This window comes from Legionella oakridgensis ATCC 33761 = DSM 21215, assembly GCF_000512355.1.
GTDB lineage: Bacteria > Pseudomonadota > Gammaproteobacteria > Legionellales > Legionellaceae > Legionella_A > Legionella_A oakridgensis.
Genome location: NZ_CP004006.1, coordinates 1,255,605 through 1,277,617, shown reverse-complemented (window position 1 = coordinate 1,277,617; position 22,013 = coordinate 1,255,605). Strand labels below are relative to the sequence as shown.

Below are 22,013 nucleotides of genomic sequence, written 5' to 3'. Positions count from 1 at the left end.
TTTTTAAACCATTATAACACAAATGTAACTTCCCACATCATCTCTTGCTATGCTCAGGATAACTCGTGGAGTTACAACATAAATAATAAAAGGAAAGAATCCAAGCGATAAACCCACTTACGATGAAAACAGCCATGTTTTTTGGTGGTTAAGCCCCGTTGAAGGAAACATCACATCACCAAAACCACCCAGCTGTTGCTGATTCTCAGCCAAAAACTGCCCGGTGGCACGTGCTGGATATTCTGGTACGGGAAAACTCGGAAACAGATTGGCATAACTGACCGTGGTATTAAACAAAGTAATGGCAACGAGCGATAATTTTGGCTTCATCCATAAAGTCCTGTCATTAAAAATTAAACGTCGTAAAATGAGAAGATTTGTCAGCAGGCCCCAGCGTGGCATATACAAAACAGCAATGCTTTAAATTAATGCGTTGATAAAATACTTAATTTTCCAACTTAACAATCACTGAATAATTGGGCAAGTTTTTACAGTAACTACTCTTAAATGGCCGCCACTATTTTCTCTACAGCCCTGCTTGCTGCATCAAGAAAAGGCAAAAACACCATGTCTACACCTTGTACTTTAAGTGCCTCGACCTGATTTGCATGTTGAGTGGAAACAGCAATTTTTCCTTGATAGTGATGAGTTTTCAACCCATTGATCAGCATTACACGAGGATCATGGTGTGTTAAACCAGGAGCATGCTGCGGTATTGCGCAAATAACCCATTTAACTCCCGTTAAGGGAAGAGAACGGATGAATTCAATATCGCAAGCATCTCCATACATCGCATGCTGGCCTCGTTTTAACCATTTCTTCACTTCATCAGGATTAAAATCGATGGCAAGCACCTTAAGATTATTTTGCAACAGGTGTTCGGCAATGGCTTGACCATACCGACCTAAACCAAACAGTACAATCTCATAGCACTTATCGAGCAATTGTTGTCGAACATTATTGGATTCTTCGCGATGAGGAAGTTTGCGTTCAAATATACTTAATACAGGATCAAACCATTGGTATAATGATTGTGAATAAGTAATCATATACACTGAAACCGTTATAGTAATCAACCCAACCAGTGTCACTAGTCCCAACGATTCAGCGTTTATATGGCCGAGCTTTAAACCCATCGCCATAAAAATAAAAGAAAACTCGCTGATTTGTGCAACCGTAAGGCCGACAAAAAAACTGGTACGCTTACGGTATCCCATAATTCCCATAATCACTAACATAATAAGCGGATCGCCAATCAATACAAATAAAGAAAAGATGGCTGCAGGAACAATTTGCTCCCCAAGTTGATTAAAGTGAAGCTGCGAACCTATGGTAATAAAGAAAAACAATAATAAAAAATCACGCACAGAAGACAGGCGTGAAGCAATTGCATCCCTGAACGGTGTAGAAGCCAAAGATATCCCAGCCAGTAACCCGCCCAACTCTTTACTTAAACCCAAGACACTGCCTAAACTAGCTAAACAGGCAGCCCAGCCAATTGAAAAAATGATGAGTAATTCAGGCGAATGAGCAACACTCCTTACTAGCGGGTTTGCAATACATCGAATAAATAACCCGAGAAAAAATAAGACAACCATCGCTGATAAAAACATCATGACAATATCGGCCATAACCTGGCCTAATGTCCCATCATGAATATTTAGATCAAACGCGGATAAAATAATCATCGTCAAGACTACAAAAATGTCTTGTACTATCAAAACTCCGATCGCAATGCGTCCATGCAATGAGTCCGCTTCCCGCTTATCAGACAACATTTTGACAATGATGATGGTGCTGGAAAAAGTCAGAGCAACACTAACGTATAGTGCGTTGATAACATTCAGCTTAAGTGCCAAAGCAATAAAAAAACCAATGATTGCCGTAAAAACTACCTGACCTATTCCTGTAGCCAAAACAACAAGCCCAAGTGTTCTTATGAGCTGAATATCCAGCTTAAGACCAACAAGAAAAAGTAATACCGTAATTCCCAATTCCGCCAGTAATTCGATAGAACCATAAGATTGAACGATACCCAAAAAGCCAGGTCCAACAAGAATACCCACCACAATGAAACTAACCACCATTGGCTGACGTAAGAAAAGACTGACCCAACCAGCCGCTATGGCAAAAAGTAAAAGAGCAGCTAACTCATAAAATGGTGATGTGTGTAAAAAAGTCATTATAATTCATCGCCATGACGATTACACAATTCCATATGGCGCAAAGAAATAAGGTGTAAACGAAGTTGTTTTTCTATTTCAAGTATAGAAAAAAACACCACACCAACCAGGATGATCAGAATTCCGTCCAGAACAGGAACTGATCCTGTCATGAAAATTGTTTGCAATGGTAACCAATAAGTAATTGAAAATTGAGCAACAATAATAACAATAATACTTAACCACACCATGGTTGTTCCCTGAACTGCTTTCCATGTCAATGATGTTCCATAGATATTACGAATATAAAACAGATGAAAAATTTCCATAACCACCAACGTGTTCAAAGCAATAGTACGAGCAAGCGTCAATGAATACCCTCTATCCAGAGCATAATAATAAATACCAAAGACCCCACCTATAAACAGCATTGATACGAAAATAATATGCCAGGCTAATTCTCCAGTTAAAATAGGTTCATTACGAGGGCGAGGCGGACGCTGCATGGTATTTTTTTCGGGTGGCTCAAATGCCAAAGCTAATCCTAGCGTGGTTGCAGTAATCAAGTTAAGCCATAAAATTTGAATAGGGGTCACGGGAAGGCTTACATCAAGAAGTAAAGCCAGAATGATAACCATCGCTTCGCCCGCATTCGTAGGCAAAGTCCAACTGATCACCTTTTTTAGATTGTCATAGACTGTACGACCTTCCTGAATAGCTGCTACAATCGAGGCAAAATTATCATCTGCCAAAACGAACTCAGAAGCTTCTTTTGAAACTTCATTGCCTTTTTTGCCCATAGCAATACCCACATCTGCTCGTCTTAAGGCAAGTGCGTCATTCACGCCATCTCCAGTCATTGCTACAATCATGCCATGAGATTGCAAAGCCATCACCAAGCGTAATTTATGCTCTGGGCTTGTACGGGCATAAATATCATACTCTAATACAATACCCGCCAGCTCACTATCACTCATTTTATCCAGGTCAACGCCCGTTAGAATTTTATCTGAATAACGAAGTCCTATTTGCTGCCCTATTGCCTTTGCAGTGGCCGCATGATCGCCCGTAATCATTTTTACCTGAATACCAGCATTTAGACAGTGTGCCACAGCAACAATGACCTCTTCACGTGGCGGATCAATCATTCCGGTCATGCCAAGCAAGGTTAATTCTTGAACCTCGGAAAACTTGAGAATCATTTGTTCAAGTTTTACCGGTTTCAATGCGAATGCCAGCACACGCTGACCTTTTGCAGCAATTGCTTCAATTTGTTGGCGCCAATATTCAATATCGACCGCTTCAAATCCACCATCGTCTGTTTGTTGTTGTCGGCACATGCTTAAAATCCGTTCGGGGGCTCCTTTGACAAAAATAAAAGCTTCTCCTTGATAATTATGATGCAGGGTTGCCATAAAATGATGTCTGGAATCAAATGGAATCATATCGGTTCGCGCCCATATTTTTCGTTCCTCAGCAATCGATACACCAATTTTTCCAGCCAGTGTCAGCAACGCCCCTTCCATAGGGTCACCGTTAACAATCCAGTGTCCATTACTTTCAAACAAAGCGGCGTCGTTACAAAGTATTGCAGTACGAGCTAATTCCTTCAGCAACGGATAACTACTATTTTCAATGACATGCTCCTTTAATGTAATCAAACCAGACGGAATATATCCTGCCCCTGAAATTGTAAAAACATGGCGACTGGTCACCAGAGATATAACCGCCATTTCATTGCGGGTTAATGTACCTGTTTTATCCGTACATATAACCGAGATAGAACCAAGGGTTTCAATGACAGGCAAATGGCGTACGATAGCATTTTTACGTGCCATAACCTGTACCCCAACAGCCAGCGTAATAGACAAAACGGCAGGAAGTCCCTCAGGAATAGCGGCAACGGATAACCCGACCACGATCATAAATAATTCACTAAACTCATAATGCTGTACAAAATAACCGTACGTAAGGAGTAACGCCGCCACCAATAAAATCAACAAGGTAAGCCATTTGGAAAATAATTCCATTTGTTTAATCAGAGGGGTGGTTAACGTTTCCACTTGTGATAGTAAACTGCTGATTTGACCGATTTGAGTCATTTTTCCAGTAGCAACCACCACTCCTTTTCCTTGACCATTAATAACGAAAGTTCCGTTATAAGCCATACACACTCGATCACCTAAAACAACATCCTTTCTAACTGGTTTATTATATTTTTCAACAGGAATCGACTCTCCTGTGAGAATGGCCTCATCAATGATTAAGCCGTGGGTTTTTAAAAGGCGTAAATCTGCGGGCACTTTATCGCCTGCTTCCACAAGAACAATATCGCCAGGAACCAGTAAATGACCATCAATACTCTGACGCTTGCCATCACGTAATACCGTGGCTGTGGGTGCTAACAGGTGACGAATCGCATCCAGTGCTTTCTCTGCTTTACCTTCCTGGATGAAACCAATTATGGCATTCACAAAGACCACAGCGAGAATGACTAAGGCATCCATTCTATGATGCAACAGAATGGTAATAACTGCCGCCCCCAACAAAATATAAATCAAGATATTATGAAATTGCCGGAAAAAACGAATCCAGGCACTTTGTTTGACCGTCTTGGGCAAACGATTTTGACCATATTTTCTCAATCGAATTGTTGCTTCAAACGCACTTAACCCTGTTATTTCAGCTTGCAACTTAGTCATGACATCATCCACCGATTGTGCGTGCCACTTCATTTCCTTCAAGCTTCTTTCCTCCTTCAGCATCACCTTTATCCTTGGTTTAGAAAGTATTAAACAGGTGAAACAAACCCCGGAGGTTTCAATGCTAACAGTGAACAATCAATTTTCTGTAAAATATTTTCTGCCGTGTTCCCAATGATAAAACCCGTGATTCCTGTTCGAGCCACGGTTCCCATGACTAAAATATCAATGACTTGTTCTTCAATGAAGGTGGGAATCTGTTGTTCCGGCCGACCTTTTAAATGATACAACTGATAATCTTCATCATTGAGTTTCGTCGCCTTCATTAGCGCTTGTAAGGCTTCCATGTTTAGTTTTTCTTCATCCGCAATCATTTGCTTCAATTCATTTTCAGACGTTTTTATCCAAATATTTTCACGAAAATATTCTTCAAATGGAAAATGCCAACAAGACACCACATCTAGGTAACCCGAGCCATTTTTTGCCAATGAATGCGCGATTTCTAAAAGAGTAAGCGACAGGGATGTTCCCGCTGGATCGTCATCTTTAGGATCAATTGCAACGGCCACATACGCTTTTTGCTGCGCATGTTTTAATGGCCGACTCAGAAATAGAGCACAAGGACATTTACGCAACAACTCCATATCTAACGCCCTAAACCCTTTGGAATTCTCATTTAATTCTGTCGCTTTAATTAAAAGGTCGTGAGCATGCTGCAGCACATGGCGAATAATTCGCACATCCGGGGCAACATCACATTCTAATGTTATTTTAATCGGTAAAGTTCTGATGCCTAATGCCAACTGCGCTGCCTTAACAGCCTTCTGCATATTGTCAAGCAATGATGCCTCGTAAGATGCTTCATATTCTTTAAGAGGTTGTGGGACTGGAGGACAAACGATCAAAATGCTTAATGAAGCCTTATTATCATAACTCAGTTTGAGTGCCTGTCTTAAGGTGTCTTCTTCATTGCCAATTCCATGGCTGACAAATAAAATATTATGAAATCGTCGCATATTTTATTTCCCTTTGTTCTGTCATCCAAAATTTACCGTAGCAAACATCGATAATAAGGTGCAACAGAAATACTTGCCATTCATAAATGTTAACCCTCTTTTTTATTTCATGTTGCTTGAGCCATGATAGGGCAGTTGACTGAACAATTTTGTTTTATCTATAGCATGAGTAAGTTTACAGAATAGATTTATTAAACTTAACTGTTCAACGTTCTTTGCAGACACTTCCAGTAATCCTGGGCTATAAACAATGATGGCCATGCACTGAGCTCGCGATATGGCAACATTCATGCGATTTTTATTAAATAAAAAATTGATGCCACGTGTCGATTCATTTCCATGACTGGCGCACATGCTTAAGAAAACAACAGGCGCTTCTTGTCCTTGAAATTTATCGACGCTTCCAACGTTTGCCTGTTTTCCCAAGGCAGATTTAAGCTTGTTAACCTGATGGTTATACGGTGCGACAAACAATAAATCTTCCCAACCGATTAACCGTTGGGAGCCATCTTTATTAGTAAATTCGCGGCCAAGCAATTGCATGGTTAAACTCACAATGCATTGGACCTCTTCATCACTGGCTTGAGTATTTCCTTCATGCATCACGGGAATAGCAATGATTCCAGCTTCCTTATTTAAGAGACCTTGATAATCATTAGGAACATGAATACGTTGCTTGTCATTTTCTGGCGCTGATTCAAGCCGACCCTCATAAATTGTATCACTGATAAATTGATTGACGGCGGAATGCATGCGATACGTTGTTCCCAGAAAAATCCCCATATCTTCTGCAATAGTGGGTGTTGCATGCAAAAGATAATCAAGGATGGATAAACCGCTTTCTTCAGGGTGACTGCCTTGCGATGGCTGCCCCAACTGCATTTGATCTCCCATTAAAATAATATTTTTGGCGGCACGACTCATGGCAATTAAATTAGCAACACTGACCTGGCCAGCTTCATCAATAAACAAATAATCAAACGCACTCGCCATCTCATCGCGGGCAAATCCCCACGCCGTTGTTCCAACGACACTGGCAGATTGCAACCATTGGGCAATATTCTTATTTTCAATAATAGTCACGCCTAATTTTTTTAATGACTCATCGGTTTCCCTGGTACAGGCAAAATGCCCTTTTATTTTTTCTCTTTGACAATATTCAACGGTATTGAGCAAAAGATGATTAATAGCCTTGTGACTGTTGGAAGAAATTCCTATGGTCTTACCTTGTTGCAACAAGGCCGCAATAATGTGTTTAGCAGTATATGTCTTTCCGGCCCCCGGCGGCCCCTGAATCACTAAATAACTGGCATCCAGATTATTTACCGCGTAAATAATTTGTTCCAGACGTTTTTTGGAATCATGACTTGAAGCAATTGGATGCCCACTTTGATGACCAATAATTCTTGGTCTGCTTCTTTGAAGAAAATCCAAAATAGCGGATTTATCGAGCATGCTCTGTTCAAATGCTTCGGCCTGTTTAGCAATGGCTTGGGGAATTGGCTCAGGCCGTAAGTAATCATCAGGTACTAATGTAATCATTCCATCCAATTCGTCTTTCATTTGCAAGGCAATAAACCCATCTGCCAATCGACTATCCTCTTTATAAAATGTAACTTTTAAAGGCTTGCCTTCAGCCGTTTCTTTTCCCAGGATGTAATATTGCTCGCTGGTTCCTTTAAATTCCTGATTAGGGTCAAAAGAATATTCATAAACAAGATGACGTGCTTTCGGCGTTGGCTTATAAGGTGGCTTATCGGTGCGCATGCAAAGAGCAAGACAATCCAAATCATCTAATAACTCCTCATCGCTTAAGCCAAGTCTGTCAAACAAACGCCAGAAAACAGGCTTGGATTCACGACGATGAAACTCCAGTGACCAAGCAAACATAGAATAAACGGCAGCATCCCGACCCTTACCCTGCAAATTTAAATCATGAACTTTCTGCAATAACCGATCGCGCAATTGCAATCGTTCATGAATTTCTTCTTTTTGCTCAACGGTAACAAGCTCGACTTTTCCAAGATAAGGAATACCTTGTTCTTTTTGCCTGAGTCTAAGCCAATCAACTAATTCCTGGGTCGAATTGCAATCATCAATGTTATAGTCACGAATGTCTTGCAATATCTTTGATGTCTGCCAAGTATCCCCATCCGGATTTTCCCGCCAATGCCCGTAAACCACGACAGAATCACTACCAGTTCCAACGTCTGTCAAGCGCTTGGAACGATACAAATGTTCAACATTTTTAATGGAATATCGAGGTTCCCCTAAAATCAACGCATTCTTTACTATTTTATAAAGATCAATAAACACTTCATTTCGTAATAATTCATCCACTTCATGTTCACATACTCCATAGCGCCCCATCAGTTTGCGACAAGCACTCACCTCATAGCTGGCATAATGATAAATATGCATGTTTGGATCTTGCTGCCATCTTTTATAAACCCAAGCAACAAATGCCATGAAGGCTTCTTTTTCCTGGGTTGAATTATGAGCCCAAAAGTCTTTATATTGACGGGTTCCTTGCTTATCGAAGTAAGTCATCCCCCAAAGATACTCCAACCCACCTTCTGTCAGTGGAAATCCTTCCATATCAAAAAACACATCGAGCGGTGTTGGTGGGGGAAGTAATGCCAACCCTTGTTTTTTACCTGATTCATGAGGCAATAGTTTGTATAAAGGAACCTCATGACCAACGCTTTGTTTCTGAATAGCGGCTTGTGCTTTCAAGCGTTCAAATACGGATTGGTTAAGACCCTTGATACGTTTAGAATCGGTAGTAGTTAACGCCTGCATGGTATAAATTCCGGCGTTATGCAATTTTTTAATCTGACTTTTGGTTATGGTTGCAACCTGAGCAAGATGATCAGATTGCTTAAGTAACTCCTCTGCATAACGAGACCACCTTCCCCAATGACCCGAATCCGCAGGATCAGGCTGCTGATAAGCATCAAAGGTCTGATGCGCCTGCAGGAAACGATCTTTTAAATAGAGATAATAGTAAAAATAATCACTCGTGCGCACTGCTTGCTTCTCACCATGGCCTAACAGAACCCAAAGCTGTTTTGGTCTTCTTCCTTGCATGGCTTCCAATAGGTCTGCATAGCAGCACAACTGCATGATAACCTGTGGTTTTAGTGTGCTGGCTAGTTTGGTATCCAAGATTTCATAATGGTAGTTGCCCAATAAACTATCACCTTGAGCTTTTACTAGAAAATCAGCAAATCCTTTGAAGGGTGATACCACCAGGCTAGCTTGATAAATGACATCAGCACCGGCTTGCATAGCCAATCGTGTGGCATGGGCTGCGTCCATAGCCCTTGACAAATTAACGACATTAAATCCTTCTGCTGAAAAGGAAGCCAGCGCTGCAGCTTCATGTTCATATCCCTTTGTTGCAATACCGCTCCTAAGGCATCTTCTACATCAGGCATTGGCAATAATTCAGGATTGGTCAATGCCAAATGCTCCATCCAGGAAGCAAATGGACTATCCATGTATTGAGTTAGATCGGATGGTGAAAAAACAATTTGACCAGCTTCAAGGTACATGACCTTTACCATGACAGTTTTTAAATTTTTTCTCACTGCCGCAAGGACATACACTATTGCGACCAATTTTTTGACTTTTTTGTGCCTTGCTGTTTATAGGATAGTGTCCATCAACGTAGTACCATTGCCCTTGCTGACAATGAAATTCGCTGATTTCATGAAGGGATTTCACAGTATTTCCATCAATAAAATGCGCAATGAATTCAACGTATCCCAACTCAGGTGTTTCGTTCCTTGCATGCATCACCTTCAAACCAAGCCATATCACTTGCTTGGCCCATGCCCGAGCTTCTGTTTCATTAAAACCATGTAACGGCTTTCCATGCATTGTTTTTTTTATGTAATCTATATTAGCTAAGGAATATGCTGTATACCGCGAACGCATTAATGCCTCTGGTGAGGGGGGAGTTTGCTCTCCTTCCAGATATAATCCGCAACAATGTAGATAGTCCATATTGGAACCGCATGGGCATTGAGTCATAAAAAATTTAAATTCATATCATTATAGATTGAGTGTAACACATAAGACATTAGAACAATTTAGATGATTTTTCATCCAGTGACTCCAGATGATGTGCTTTTTTCGGGTTCATTAACCTATATATATCATCATCGAAACTGAACTGATTTTCTTTCCAAAGCAAGAGAACAAAGCATCAGGATGATACCCACCATGGCGCCAAGTGCTGTTCCAATACCAAGCAATTTTAAACTACCGATGACGGCACCTATGGCCATGCCAATGGCTATCTCCAAACTAATGCCTAAACCACTCAAAAAAATCTCAATCACCTGCTCCGAGGATAATTGAGGCAACTGATATGTTTTTTATGAATTTTGTAAAGAGAAAAGCAGCCTGTGAGAATGCCTCCTAAAATAGCACCCATAATAAGGCCAAAGAGCGCTCCTGCGACACTACCAAAATTTACCCCCACAAGAGGAACCGCCCATCCTGGGCATAATTCAAGTCTAATACCAATAAATCCTCCCGATACGGCGCCAACGACTCCTCCTACAGCTCCTCCCGGAACGGTGCCAACTACAGCAGCCACGTATAGATTGGGATTTTTTACAAGATTTGTAATGTGTTTTTTAATACTCATGGACGGATCAAACTGAATTTAAACTCATCGCTATCAGATTATTAGCATACCCCATTTTTCTTCTCTTATCATCAAAAGAAGGTATGATAATCTCAATCTCTAATTTGATAGATATAGAGCTCCTGAAGGGAATTGAATGTGTATTGGTCAAAGAAATTCAATGAAATTTGCATATAATGTCATTGTTCCACTGCAAATTATTTTCGTGCTGTTAGGACTGCCTTTTCTTGTATTTTTAGATAGTCCTTGGCTAAGTCATTATTTTTTGCATGGACAAGACACTGTCAATATCATTATGATTTTTTTCTACAGTTGGCTTTTACTCAGCGTAAAACGTCGATTATATTGGCTAATATTACTCATGACTATCGTGAGTTTTTTTGCCGAAGTATTTGGATCTTTAATCTTAGCCTTATATCAGTATCATCTAAAAAATATTCCCATGTATATCCCGTTAGGTCACGCTGTTATGTACGCTACCATATACCAAATTTGCCGACGGCCATTCATTTGGCACCATCATATAATCATAGAAAAATGCTTGTATCGAATTGCCTTTATCATCAGTTTTATGTCGTTAGTGATTCTTAAGGATGTAGCCGGTTTCTTATGTTATATCTTTTTTCTAAGTATCTCCTATCAGAGAAAAAAGCCTTTATTCTACTTAAGCATGTTTGTTATGGTGTATTATCTAGAACTTTTGGGAACAGTTTTTTCAGCATGGTCATGGTATGCCGTTCTTGGCAATCATCCAAACTTTCCCTCAATTGCCTATACTCCATCAGGTATTGCAGGTTTATACATGCTCATTGATATAACGACTAATTCCGTTTATTTCCATACAAAAAAATAAAAAATACCTTTATAAATTGGTAACAGGCTCAACATTCAATACGAAAATAGCCAGTACTATTTCTTAATTTAACTCCAGTTTGAAGTTCTTGCTTAATGAGCTGTGAGTATATCAGCCGAAATTATTGGTTATTAAATTTACTATAAGATTTAAAATTAAATACTTTGTGATATTATCTTTCTAAAATATTTTTTAAATATCTCTATGAATCTTGAAAAAATACCGCGTTTTGAACATAAAAATCTAAAATTACAAGCCGCAATGGAAAACAGGAATAGGCCTCGTAGTTAGGTGGTCAATAGATAATAACGATGCCATTAAGGTGTACGGTCTATGAGCTTTAATACCGCTTCAGGATAACGCTCTCCTGCAAATTTAAAAGTGGCGAGGAATTGACCCAGTTTATCCCAATCAGACGTTGGTATCACGATATGGGTTGCCTGGAGATTGTCTTCAAGATGAGAAAGCCGTTTTGTACCAGGAATAGGAACAATGTTATTGCCTTGTTTTAATAACCAGGCAAGAGAGATTTGCGTTGGTGTGACGTTATTTTTTGTTGCTAACTCCTGCAAGAGTTCAATTAGTTTAAAATTATGTTTAAGATTTTCATCATGAAACCGCTCCAGCATTTGACGAAAATCCCCTTCTTCCAGCTCTTTGGTACTGTGTATTTGTCCTGAAAAAAAACCACGACCCAAAGGGCTGTATGGAACAAAACCAATACCAAGCGCATTTAAAGTTGGCAATATGTCATCTTCAACGTTTCTATCCCATAAGGAATATTCAGATTGAACGGCTGTAATCGGATGTATTGAATGGGCGCGACGAATAATGCCCGAACCCACTTCAGAAAGACCAATGTAGCGAATTTTCCCCTCTTTTACGAGATCTGCAAGGGTAGCAACGGTATCTTCGATAGGTGTTTCAGGATCTAAGCGATGTTGATAATAAAGATCAATATAATCCGTTTTCAATCGTTTGAGTGACCCATCAATAGATTGTCTAATATGTTCTGGCTTGCTGTTAACGCCATTTGGAAACCCTTCTGAATTCCAGGTAAACCCAAATTTTGTGGCAATAACGATGGATGCACGTGGTTTACTATTTAACCAATTTCCAATTAATTCTTCGTTTTTATAAGGACCATATACTTCAGCCGTATCAAAAAAGTTAACACCCAACTCCAGAGCACGGTCCAGCACTCGCAAACACTCTGTTTGATCGGCAGAACCATAGGCATAAGACATCCCCATGCAACCTAAACCTAATGCAGAGACTTCCAACCCTTGTCGACCTAACTTTCTTAATCTCATTCTGTCACTCTTTGTAGTATGGTTAATACAAAAGAATACGTCATACTCATCATTCCTTCAAAATTCTTATTTTAAAAGTATTCCACAATATGGATAAATTTATTACAATTAGACAAATTTAACTACCACATGACAATCGTGAAGCGATTTTTACTGACTTTATTCCTAATCATTTACTCTTGTAGTGCTGCCGCTAATTATAACATCACGGATTATCAAAGAGTTTTTTACCGGTCTATTCAGAGCATGGTGATTTTCTAATGGCTATACGAGTGTTTAAAATGAATGAAATTCCATCCTTTCTGGTGGTTGATCCTGAAACTTTACAAACAAAAGTCATGCCTGTTAAAACCTTACTGCCTCGTGATTTCAGACAAAAAGACAAGCCCGGATATTTTACTCGGTGGAATATAGCCAGCACACGCTACTATCAATTATTACATAAGACCACTGCAGCTCCTTACGTATTAGAAAATCAGGGTATAAAACATGCTCAGCATGGCAAGCATGGTAACGTTCTTACTATTGATTTATGTCCATCAACCAAACCATTTGAATCTGAGTTTTTCAATAGTCTGGTCAAATTATCTGAAACGTCTAATAAACCAATACCCGTTACCATTGCTATTTCAGGCATGTGGCTTATTGAACATCCGGAAGAATTTCAATGGCTCATTGCCCAGGAAAAAGACAAAAAATTAGCAATAACCTGGGCAAATCACTCTTTCAGTCATGTTTATTATGATGATTTGCCATATTCTGAAAATTTCTTGCGCTCCCCGGAAACCAATATTGAACTGGAAATATTGACCACGGAAAAATACCTTTTAGAATCAGGAGAAGTGCCTTCTGTATTCTTCAGATTTCCCGGCCTTGTTTCAAGTAAAAAATTAATTAGACAGTTAAGACAATATGGCTTGATACCACTAGGCACAGATACTTGGCTAGCAAGAAATCAAACCATTATCCCAGGCGGGATCCTTTTAGTTCACGGCAACAGCAATGAACACGAAGGCATCGTAAAATTATTACCCATATTAAAAGAGCTTAATTGGTTAGACATCAAATCTGCCGTTTAACCTCATGTAACATTCCGCGATAGCCAAAACAAGGTAAGCGATTCAGCCCATCATCCATATCAACCGAGCACACATCCTGTTTGATTAATAGTAATCACCGTGCCTGTTTTAACAACATTTTGTAAATTTTGACAACTTGCCGCATTAAATGGATAGCCTTTTTTCTTTGTGGCTTCGTTTAACGATATATTTAATTGAAATGTGTTTTCGGTCGTCAACCAACCACGATCACTCATGTCTTTCAGATGACTCACTACCAGCCCGCCTATATTTTGATATACATAATGACAATCAACGGACTCAACCGGATATTTCGTTGGGCAATGGCCCCATTGCTTCCGCCATTGAATATCAATTTTATCAGCATCCAATAAGTCGCCTTGTTTTAAATAAAAAGTGCCTGCCCATGCGTTTGATGCAATTAAAGTTGTGTATAATCCAATCATTAACCATTTTTTCTTCATTTTTATGTTCCATCCTTATTTAAGCAACCATGCATTTTATCACGACTTTACTATACAACAATATCATAGCTCAACCATGAAAATAGACTATATTCAAATAGATAAATTAAAATTTCAAGGAGACAATGATGAACGCTGACAAGGATAGTCCAATAGCCCATATCAACAAAATACAACGACTTTTTAAAGAGCAAGTTGAGCATCTTCGTAAAGATATTACAGAGATTGATGAATCTCCATGCAAAGCAATGTTTGAAACCAGCGCTGAAGTATTACTTGGTTTAATCAAGGCATTTGAAGATTATAAAGAAAAGAAAGAAACTGCATGGCAACATTAACAGCCATTAAACAGTCATTATTTGTATATTTTAACTTGTAATCTTTCATCGCAACCAATCCAGGCGCAATGCGATTGCAATAGTCATGTTTAAATCTCGCTTCTAATTATTTTAATTATTTTCCTGCATAAAACATCAAGCCAACGGATTTAATTCAATGTAGGTTAAGATCATGCCATTAGCAATAAAAAACCAGTTAAAATTAAATGATCATCTCTAATTCTATTATTCAGGCAATCCTGTTTTCTTTTTGATTTTATTAAAAATCAACCTATACTTTAAAGAAACGCATTCATTCGCAGCTTTGGCTTATATAGGGAAGCATTATTAAGGAGTTCATCATGTTAAGCTGGGCTATTTTGTTTTTTATCATTGCAATTATCGCAGGAGTATTTGGCTTTACTGGAATTGCAGGTACTGCAGCCGGAATTGCAAAAATATTATTTTTCCTATTTCTTGTAATGTTTGTCGCATTTCTGGTTCTTGGACGTCGGGGACCTCCACCTCTTTAATCATTTTTTGTATTTTGATCTTAACGCTTATTATCTTTAAACTAAGCGGTCTTAAACGACAAAAGCCACGTCATCGTGGCTTTTGCAGAGAGCCGTTGCTCAATAATGCAAACAACCAGCTCTACATTTAAATTATAGTACCCCAACTAAAATTGTTCAATTTTTTATCTAAAATACTCCTTAACATAACTAACATAAACCATAAAAATACATTATCTTAATGCCAATAATTTTTTTTAAATTCTTTTATAATTCTCTTGGCTTCCTCTCGGGAGTAACCATAATGCTTTTGAATTTTCCCACAAAGTTCCTGATGATTTCCCTCGATTTCTTTTAAATCATCATCGGTTAACCATCCCCAGGCTTGTTTGATTTTTCCTTTGGTTTCTTCCCATTTTCCTTCAAAAATATCTCTATTCATTTGAATCTCCCTATTCAAATAAAAATCGCCATCATTGCTGCATAGTCGTTGCATCTGAATCTGAATCAGAAGGCATGGCGGCTCCATTACTTTGCTCACTGCCTTGATATTGCAGTGTATCTCCTTGTTTTAAGCCTTTTAAATCATCTTCATGAATCAACGCATTAATCGTTTGACCAGTATTTGTTTTAAGTTGCACATCGACGTGATTATCAGATGCCGGAGTGCTTTGCATAGTACTGCTACTGTCTTGCATGCCATTAGAATTATTAGTACTGTCCATTTGAGAAAATGCCATAGGTGAACAAAACATGGCTAGTGCAGCGGTTAATCCTAATATATTTTTGTTCATCATTGCTCTCCTTGCTATGTGTACAACTTTAAGTTTAGTACAAAAAAATGGAAAATATTTTTTATTTTTTTTTGAATAAATTTTTATTAAAAAAACACGCAATGTATTGAAAAATTTAATTAATAAAAATATGTATTTTTATGATCGATAATAGTTTCAAAAACTGTAACTCCCCACGTCATCCCGAGTGCAGCGAGGGATCTCCCTGCAGTGGCACAATTTTTAAAGTAGCGATGGATACAAATCGTTCCATTCAGGATTCAATGCATTAATCAAATCATGCTTCTTTTTTCGAGACCACCCTTTGATTTGTTTTTCTCGCTCAATAGTCATGACGATGCCTGAACAAACTTCAAAATAAACCAGCCGATCCACATTGTATTTTTGGGTAAATCCAGCCACCAGTTTATTTTTGTGTTCATAAACACGGCGTATCAAATCATTGGTAACACCGGTATACAAAACATTATTGTGTTTATTGGTCAGAAGGTAAACGCAAGACTCCGTATGCATATACTATTCCTTGCTCTGTTGGACTGTATTGTTATCTCAGATTCCTGATAACACAGGGATAGTACCAGAAAATATAGATTGGATGGAACTGATAATGCTTAATCCTTGTTTATGGATCGTACTGATAAATCCTCGGATACGAGCAAATTGTTCAGCGCCTTGAGCGGTCCGAAAACCACCGGATATTTTTTGTTTGCATTTCATCATTCGTAAATCACGCTCAGCATCATTATTGGTAAATGGAACTGCCAGATCATGAAGAAACCGTAAAACGTCTTGTTTGTAATGAAATAAACGCCACAAGAGGTTGTGACCTGTCCGTCGAGGTTGTCGACCCTGTTTGCCTTTGCATGGCAATGGCGGCAGCGTTTCATGATACGCCAGCCCATCTCGAATAATCTTCTTGTAGATGTTGGTCAACCGCTTGATGCGAGCAACAGGTATTGCATGATGTGCATTAAAATGACGACAGCGAAGAGCAACACGTAATAGTCGGGTCATAGCCTGTGCCCATGGTTCTTTGTCATGCTCGGTTATTGCTTTTAATTCACGCAAGTGATGCTGGTTGCATAGGGCATGCTCCACACCTCCCAAATTGTAATAACTTTTCCAGTGATCATGAATGACGGTACCTGAAAGGCCATCCAGTAATGATTTTCGTTTTGGAGATATGTGATAATAAGTTGCCGTTTTAGTCGATGCCACATGCAACCATTGTGTTTTTCCGGCCACACGAAACCCTGTTTCATCCAGGTTTTTTACGGCAGCAGTTTTGACTGCAGACAATACCGATTCTTCAAATGATGCCAATGTATCAAAGGCAATCCGGTTATATCCAGTCCGTGTTGCAGTAGCCAGTTGAATTCCGTACAGGTCATAAAACAACTGTTGCAGCCTGTCTTCTGGAATAAAATGCTGATATTGATAATACACGCTTCAACTACGAATAACTTCACCGTATTGGACAGGGGCAAGAACACCTGCAGGAAATGCTGCTGTTATCGTTTTATTACAGCACTCGCAATATTTTACTTCAGCCTGATGTTCCGTGACTTCAATTTTGGGTGGTGGAATATCAAAAACCTGGCGCTTCACAATTCCAATCACCGGCGTTGAAACTAATGAACCATAACAATCCGGGCATGTTAGCAATACATGGTTTTTGACAATATCTGGTGATTTAATCTGTTTTAACGTTTCGCCCTTGTGGCCTTTTGGGCCACCACTGTTACGTTTCCCATTTTCACGTAGTGATGTCGTACGGCATAGTTTGCCTAACCCGTCACTTGACGGGGGGCTTTGAGCTGTTGCTGCTATTCTTGTTCAGTCGTTTTTCCAGCTCTGCTATTCATGCAGCTATTTGATCATAACCGCATAATTTTTCAAGTGTTTTTTACATTAATTTAATACGTGCCAGTTGCTGGAGATCCCTCGCTGCACTCGGGATGACGTGGGGAGTTACCAAAAACTTATATAAGTTAAAAAAAATACACATTATTGCAGCATCTAATTATTGAAATACCAGTCTTACTCCGTGCTTATAAAAACCCTTGTGTTGTATACAACGCATTGTTCATATTAAAATCAATTTTTTAATTAAATGCTCATCATGTTCCCATTTACAATCCCACTGATCGATGAATTACGTGAACGCATCCAAAAAGAAATTGAGCTAATACGTCAAGCCAGGATGATTACAGATGCACGCACCAAGCTTGAGCTGGCGTGCACACTTTGTGAAATGAATGGTGATTTTTCCTACGCAGCAGAACAATTACCATTATTGAAGCATAAAATACGGCAAGTTGAAACGACGCTTGATTTGCAAAATGCTTTAAAAGAATTAATTCATATTTCCACAATGAATATAGATATAGATCACGAAACAATCGAATCTCGTGCTAATCGTTATAAACCAACATTCTGGAATACCTGTCCGGAAGAAAAAGGAATACTCTTCGTTACCATACATGCAATGTTGCCCTCCTGGTTACGGCCACAATTAGACGAAGTAATGCGTTCAGAAAGCAGACTGTCTTTTTCAAGCTGGAATTCGCAACCTGTTATCTAATTTGATTCAGATTCAATGAAATTAAAATGCATCTAGGACGCAGGCATTGTAATTAATTCTTGCCCGTCCTCTTTTTTCAAATGCATAAATACAATGGTTGATAAAAGTGTCAATATCCCTATCGCAATAAATACTTGATGGAAAGTATGTATGGATAAAGACAAATGATTGGGAAATTTAATTGAAAACAATTTTACAAGAATGGCTGCAGCAGCTACTCCAAAGCTTTGAGCCAACTGCTGAATAGTACTCATAATGCTCGTTGCAGCACTAAGATCCTCATGAGAAATATTGGCATATGCCAATGAATTCATACCTGTGTATTGTAATGAAATTAAAAACCCATAAATAAAGGTTAAAAATCCAATACTATAAATTGAAGAAAATTGGTCAATTAAAGAAAAAATCGACAGTACTAAACTAACCAAAATTGTATTTAAAATTAATAATTTTTTATAACCCAAAAACCTTAATATGGACACTGACAAAGGCTTCACCAAAATAACGCCGAGAGCGGTTGGTGCCAATAATAATCCAGATAACTGTGGAGAAAATCCAAGACCAATTTGCAAAAGCAACGGCAATAAAAAAGGAAGACCACCAAATCCTAAGCGTGCAAGCAAATTACCCATCACAGAAACACGAAATGTCCTTGAATGTAATAGCTCGATTCTCACGATGGGATGTTGCTGTCGATGAGAATGCCAAATATAAAAAATCAATAACAAACATGAAATTCCAATGATTAAGATGGAATGAACATCTTGCACTTCCGATTCACTAAGGATGGATAAGCCATAAGTTAATAACGCAAGCCCACTGCCAAACAAGATGAAACCAAATTTATCCAATGCATGGACAGGAAGAGCAGGCATGACAGGCAATAAATAGATGGATAAAAATATTGCCAGAAAACCAACAGGCACGTTTACCCAAAATATCCAGCGCCACGAGAAATAATTCGTGATAATACCTCCTAATACTGGACCCATCATCATCCCAACGGCAGCAACTATCACTACAATACTCATTTTTGCAACTAATTCATGGCGCTCACAAGTACGCACAATGATCAATCGTCCAACAGGAAGCGTTAAAGATCCCCCTAAACCTTGTATAAATCGTGCAATAATCAGCTCTGATAAACTATGCGAAAATCCACACCAAATTGAGCTCAGAGTAAAAATAGAAATAGCAGCTATAAAGATTTTTTTAACGCCATATTTGTCTGCTATCCAACCACTAATTGGAATAAAAATAGCCAAACTAACCAAATAACTGATTAAAGCTAATTTAAGGTCTATGGGATTTACATTTAAACTGCGCGCCATCATTGGAACGGCCGTATTAATGATGGTGGTATCTACTGTTTCCATGAACATGGCAAAAGAAACAATAAATAATATGATATTTTTTTTCATTAAATCAAAACCGTCCTAAGACATTGACCTTTACAGATTAGGTAACTGATCTTTCATTTGCAAAATGATAAAACAATACTACACGCTTGTTATTAGAACCTAATATTTACTTATCTTAAGGTCAGGCCAAGTAGAAAAACACCTGACCTTAAGACTAATTTTTATTCTTGATTAGTTCCTTGATTCATTTTGACGTTTTCTCGCTGCAGTTTTTTATCCAGCTCTGCTTTGCATTGCTGAAGCTGATCTTCACTGAATGTAACATTGGGTATCGTTTTTTATGATTAATAATTGGCATGACACAATCTTCCACTAATCCTTTCCCAACTTTATTGCCGCCAATATAATATCCCTCTTGCACGCAAGCTTCAGCCAATGATTTACATGGAGTATCTTCCGCCCACCCAGGTAAAGATATCCCCATTGCAGCCATTAACACACATAATTTTAAATGTAATTTATTCATAATTCGTTCCCTGATAATAAGATATCTCAATGGTGTACAAACATTATAGCATATGAATTGTTATGGTTACGTTTGAAGCAGTTATGATCACTTAGTTTGCAAACAATATACTTGTTCAATCGCAGATTTAAGTCCCTTGGCATGAAGGTGATCTGGAATAACCTTAATTATTTTTTTATACAACTGTTTTATATTAAAATGTTCTCCATACAACGCCTTAACTTCCTGTTCATCTACTGAAAATGGCGGCCCTTCCATGTCACGCTGATCATAAGACGTGACGATTAAAAATACCTGTGTGTTTTTATCCAGTAATGTCAATAAATAAGCCACATAGCGTTTACGTAACTCAGTAGGTAATGCAATCAATGCTGCCCGATCATACACAGCATCGAGCTGACCAATTTGTTTTTTACTTAATTGAAAAAAATCCCCTGCAAACAAAGTAATGGGCTCTTTCTGAAACACAGTAAAAGCTGAAAGTTCAAATACGCTAGCCACCTTATTGTTTTCTTTAAAAAAAGCATCGCAGGCCAGTTGGCTGAGCTCCACACCAATGACTTCATATCCTTGGGCTGAAAGCCATAACATATCGATACTTTTTCCGCATAAAGGAACAAAAATCCGGGCATGCGACTCCAGATTTAAACAGGAAAAATAACGCTGCATTAATTGATTAGGTTCTGCCTGATTGAATCCAATCTCGTTGGATTGCCATTTTTGCTGCCAGTATTCTGCTTTCATGATAATGAAATTAAAAGCAAATAATGTTAATCAATGACATTTTAATGGAATATAGTCAATGCCACTAAAACATCAGTCTTGAATTGATAAAAAATAACCTCTCCATAGAGGAGAGGTCTACAGTATAACCCTATATAGTATATAAAGCAGAAATTCCGACGTAATTGCTGCATACTTGCTGGGTAAAACTGGTATTAAACGCTCCTGCCGTTGTATTCACTTTTGGATAATGCGTATAGAAGTAATCTAAACCAATACCTAGATTACTATTAAATGCAAAATTTAACCCCGCACCAATTCGTCCACCCCATTTATTTTCAGAAGAATTAAACGCTGGCACCAACGCAGTCGCTGCTTGATTAAGCTCAAAATGAGCATAGGTTAAACCAGCTCGTCCATATAATAGCCAAGCTTCATTCAGTCGATACCCGGGCAATGCATCGATAGTCGCGTAATCTTGAACACGCATGGTATCAGTAAATGTTGACGCAGTGATAAATACGCCCGGACGACCATAATTCGTGGCAGAACGGCTAGGAAAATAAGTGCCAAGTTCTCCTGCCAAATAAAATCCGGAATCAGCGGTGCCACCATAGCCAACAAACACATTCCCGACCGCACTGGTTTTTTCATTCATTGGGCTTTTTACAGTAAACCCATTGATGATGTTTTTTGTTGTTAAATCAAATTGGTCGAATGCCGCACCAATACCTGCACCAAAATAAAGCCCATCTCGGCTACTTGCATGCACATTGATGGCCAGACATGTTCCTACGCATGCCAGAGTCAATGGTTTCCATTTTATGTTTATCACCGTTTTGTTCTCCCCCTAAACTTAAGATAAGCAATCAACCGGGCATTATTCAAAAAACCTTTGGGGATTGCAAGCATGCTTTTAAGTTGTACTATGGTGACTGCATCATTCA

At 38.8% G+C, this 22,013-nt stretch carries 25 protein-coding genes; 5 read left to right on the top strand and 20 right to left on the bottom strand.

Features of this window, described 5'->3' with window-relative positions:
- Nucleotides 1-117: 117 nt before the first annotated feature.
- The 9 genes from LOA_RS06175 to LOA_RS14445 all read right to left on the bottom strand — a co-directional run bounded on the left by LOA_RS06175 (nucleotide 118) and on the right by LOA_RS14445 (nucleotide 10,540).
- Nucleotides 118-330, bottom strand: coding sequence for a hypothetical protein (locus tag LOA_RS06175; RefSeq protein WP_147370110.1), 213 nt, complete (start codon nucleotides 328-330; stop codon nucleotides 118-120).
- 173 nt (nucleotides 331-503) lie between these two features.
- Nucleotides 504-2,183 carry a cation:proton antiporter gene (locus tag LOA_RS06170; RefSeq protein ID WP_025385585.1) on the bottom strand — a complete coding sequence of 560 codons (1,680 nt, stop codon included), beginning with the start codon at nucleotides 2,181-2,183 and terminating at the stop codon, nucleotides 504-506.
- A complete protein-coding gene (locus LOA_RS06165; RefSeq protein WP_042238771.1) occupies nucleotides 2,183-4,927 on the bottom strand; it encodes a cation-transporting P-type ATPase in 2,745 nt (914 codons plus the stop codon). Before LOA_RS06165 ends, LOA_RS06170 begins: the two co-directional genes overlap by 1 nt.
- Before the next feature lie 26 nt (nucleotides 4,928-4,953).
- Nucleotides 4,954-5,880: a universal stress protein gene (locus LOA_RS06160; RefSeq protein WP_025385583.1), complete on the bottom strand. Its 927-nt coding sequence runs from the start codon at nucleotides 5,878-5,880 to the stop codon at nucleotides 4,954-4,956.
- 102 nt (nucleotides 5,881-5,982) lie between these two features.
- Nucleotides 5,983-9,201, bottom strand: coding sequence for a TM0106 family RecB-like putative nuclease (locus LOA_RS06155; RefSeq protein ID WP_338010472.1), 3,219 nt, complete (start codon nucleotides 9,199-9,201; stop codon nucleotides 5,983-5,985).
- Nucleotides 9,096-9,437: a hypothetical protein gene (locus LOA_RS16000; RefSeq protein WP_338010471.1), complete on the bottom strand. Its 342-nt coding sequence runs from the start codon at nucleotides 9,435-9,437 to the stop codon at nucleotides 9,096-9,098. The genes LOA_RS06155 and LOA_RS16000 overlap by 106 nt, the downstream gene beginning before the upstream one ends.
- Entirely contained in the window at nucleotides 9,427-9,918 is a 492-nt protein-coding gene (locus LOA_RS06150; RefSeq protein WP_025385582.1) for a YchJ family protein, read from the bottom strand. Before LOA_RS06150 ends, LOA_RS16000 begins: the two co-directional genes overlap by 11 nt.
- A gap of 128 nt (nucleotides 9,919-10,046) precedes the next feature.
- Complete coding sequence (locus LOA_RS14450; RefSeq protein WP_052335904.1) at nucleotides 10,047-10,229, bottom strand: hypothetical protein; 183 nt, start codon at nucleotides 10,227-10,229, stop codon at nucleotides 10,047-10,049.
- Nucleotides 10,226-10,540, bottom strand: coding sequence for a hypothetical protein (locus LOA_RS14445; RefSeq protein ID WP_052335903.1), 315 nt, complete (start codon nucleotides 10,538-10,540; stop codon nucleotides 10,226-10,228). Before LOA_RS14445 ends, LOA_RS14450 begins: the two co-directional genes overlap by 4 nt.
- 160 nt (nucleotides 10,541-10,700) lie before the next feature.
- Between LOA_RS14445 and LOA_RS06140 the strand changes: the two genes are divergently transcribed.
- On the top strand, nucleotides 10,701-11,393 hold the full coding sequence (locus tag LOA_RS06140; RefSeq protein ID WP_238551350.1) for a hypothetical protein: 693 nt from the start codon (nucleotides 10,701-10,703) through the stop codon (nucleotides 11,391-11,393).
- Between the two features lie 317 nt (nucleotides 11,394-11,710).
- Here the strand turns inward: LOA_RS06140 and LOA_RS06135 are convergent, their stop codons facing one another.
- Nucleotides 11,711-12,706: an aldo/keto reductase gene (locus LOA_RS06135; protein WP_025385581.1), complete on the bottom strand. Its 996-nt coding sequence runs from the start codon at nucleotides 12,704-12,706 to the stop codon at nucleotides 11,711-11,713.
- A gap of 260 nt (nucleotides 12,707-12,966) precedes the next feature.
- On the opposite strand from LOA_RS06135, the gene LOA_RS06130 reads away from it, so the two are divergent.
- A complete protein-coding gene (locus tag LOA_RS06130) occupies nucleotides 12,967-13,785 on the top strand; it encodes a polysaccharide deacetylase family protein (protein ID WP_081726633.1) in 819 nt (272 codons plus the stop codon).
- 59 nt (nucleotides 13,786-13,844) lie between these two features.
- On the opposite strand, the gene LOA_RS06125 is transcribed toward LOA_RS06130, so the two are convergent.
- The gene (locus tag LOA_RS06125; RefSeq protein WP_025385580.1) at nucleotides 13,845-14,249 is read right to left on the bottom strand and encodes a hypothetical protein; all 405 of its coding nucleotides are present in this window, start codon (nucleotides 14,247-14,249) and stop codon (nucleotides 13,845-13,847) included.
- A 125-nt stretch (nucleotides 14,250-14,374) separates the two neighbouring features.
- Here LOA_RS06125 and LOA_RS06120 point away from each other — a divergent pair, with 125 nt between their 5' ends.
- Complete coding sequence (locus LOA_RS06120; protein ID WP_025385579.1) at nucleotides 14,375-14,587, top strand: hypothetical protein; 213 nt, start codon at nucleotides 14,375-14,377, stop codon at nucleotides 14,585-14,587.
- Nucleotides 14,588-14,928: 341 nt separating this feature from the next.
- Nucleotides 14,929-15,099, top strand: a complete 171-nt coding sequence (locus tag LOA_RS14160) for a DUF1328 domain-containing protein (RefSeq protein WP_025385578.1) — start codon at nucleotides 14,929-14,931, stop codon at nucleotides 15,097-15,099.
- Nucleotides 15,100-15,316: 217 nt separating this feature from the next.
- On the opposite strand, the gene LOA_RS06110 is transcribed toward LOA_RS14160, so the two are convergent.
- The 5 genes from LOA_RS06110 to LOA_RS14670 form a co-directional block, all read right to left on the bottom strand.
- Nucleotides 15,317-15,520 (bottom strand): CsbD family protein, encoded by a 204-nt coding sequence (locus LOA_RS06110; RefSeq protein WP_025385577.1) that lies wholly within the window; start codon nucleotides 15,518-15,520, stop codon nucleotides 15,317-15,319.
- Between the two features lie 31 nt (nucleotides 15,521-15,551).
- Nucleotides 15,552-15,875, bottom strand: coding sequence for a hypothetical protein (locus LOA_RS06105; protein ID WP_148294877.1), 324 nt, complete (start codon nucleotides 15,873-15,875; stop codon nucleotides 15,552-15,554).
- Nucleotides 15,876-16,094: 219 nt separating this feature from the next.
- On the bottom strand, nucleotides 16,095-16,385 hold the full coding sequence (locus LOA_RS06100; protein WP_025385575.1) for a GIY-YIG nuclease family protein: 291 nt from the start codon (nucleotides 16,383-16,385) through the stop codon (nucleotides 16,095-16,097).
- Nucleotides 16,386-16,421: 36 nt separating this feature from the next.
- Nucleotides 16,422-17,318 (bottom strand): IS66 family transposase, encoded by an 897-nt coding sequence (gene tnpC / locus LOA_RS06095; protein ID WP_052335901.1) that lies wholly within the window; start codon nucleotides 17,316-17,318, stop codon nucleotides 16,422-16,424.
- Nucleotides 17,319-17,321: 3 nt separating this feature from the next.
- The gene (locus LOA_RS14670) at nucleotides 17,322-17,537 is read right to left on the bottom strand and encodes an IS66 family transposase zinc-finger binding domain-containing protein (RefSeq protein WP_274544659.1); all 216 of its coding nucleotides are present in this window, start codon (nucleotides 17,535-17,537) and stop codon (nucleotides 17,322-17,324) included.
- Between the two features lie 457 nt (nucleotides 17,538-17,994).
- On the opposite strand from LOA_RS14670, the gene LOA_RS06090 reads away from it, so the two are divergent.
- A complete protein-coding gene (locus tag LOA_RS06090) occupies nucleotides 17,995-18,456 on the top strand; it encodes a hypothetical protein (RefSeq protein WP_064101369.1) in 462 nt (153 codons plus the stop codon).
- 32 nt (nucleotides 18,457-18,488) lie between these two features.
- Here the strand turns inward: LOA_RS06090 and LOA_RS06085 are convergent, their stop codons facing one another.
- The 4 genes from LOA_RS06085 to LOA_RS06070 all read right to left on the bottom strand — a co-directional run bounded on the left by LOA_RS06085 (nucleotide 18,489) and on the right by LOA_RS06070 (nucleotide 21,901).
- The gene (locus LOA_RS06085) at nucleotides 18,489-19,877 is read right to left on the bottom strand and encodes a DHA2 family efflux MFS transporter permease subunit (protein WP_025385573.1); all 1,389 of its coding nucleotides are present in this window, start codon (nucleotides 19,875-19,877) and stop codon (nucleotides 18,489-18,491) included.
- Between the two features lie 184 nt (nucleotides 19,878-20,061).
- Nucleotides 20,062-20,343 carry a hypothetical protein gene (locus tag LOA_RS06080; protein WP_238551349.1) on the bottom strand — a complete coding sequence of 94 codons (282 nt, stop codon included), beginning with the start codon at nucleotides 20,341-20,343 and terminating at the stop codon, nucleotides 20,062-20,064.
- 87 nt (nucleotides 20,344-20,430) lie between these two features.
- A complete protein-coding gene (tmpT, locus tag LOA_RS06075; RefSeq protein ID WP_025385572.1) occupies nucleotides 20,431-21,087 on the bottom strand; it encodes a thiopurine S-methyltransferase in 657 nt (218 codons plus the stop codon).
- Between the two features lie 130 nt (nucleotides 21,088-21,217).
- The gene (locus LOA_RS06070) at nucleotides 21,218-21,901 is read right to left on the bottom strand and encodes an outer membrane beta-barrel protein (RefSeq protein ID WP_035893920.1); all 684 of its coding nucleotides are present in this window, start codon (nucleotides 21,899-21,901) and stop codon (nucleotides 21,218-21,220) included.
- Between the last annotated feature and the right edge of the window lie 112 nt (nucleotides 21,902-22,013).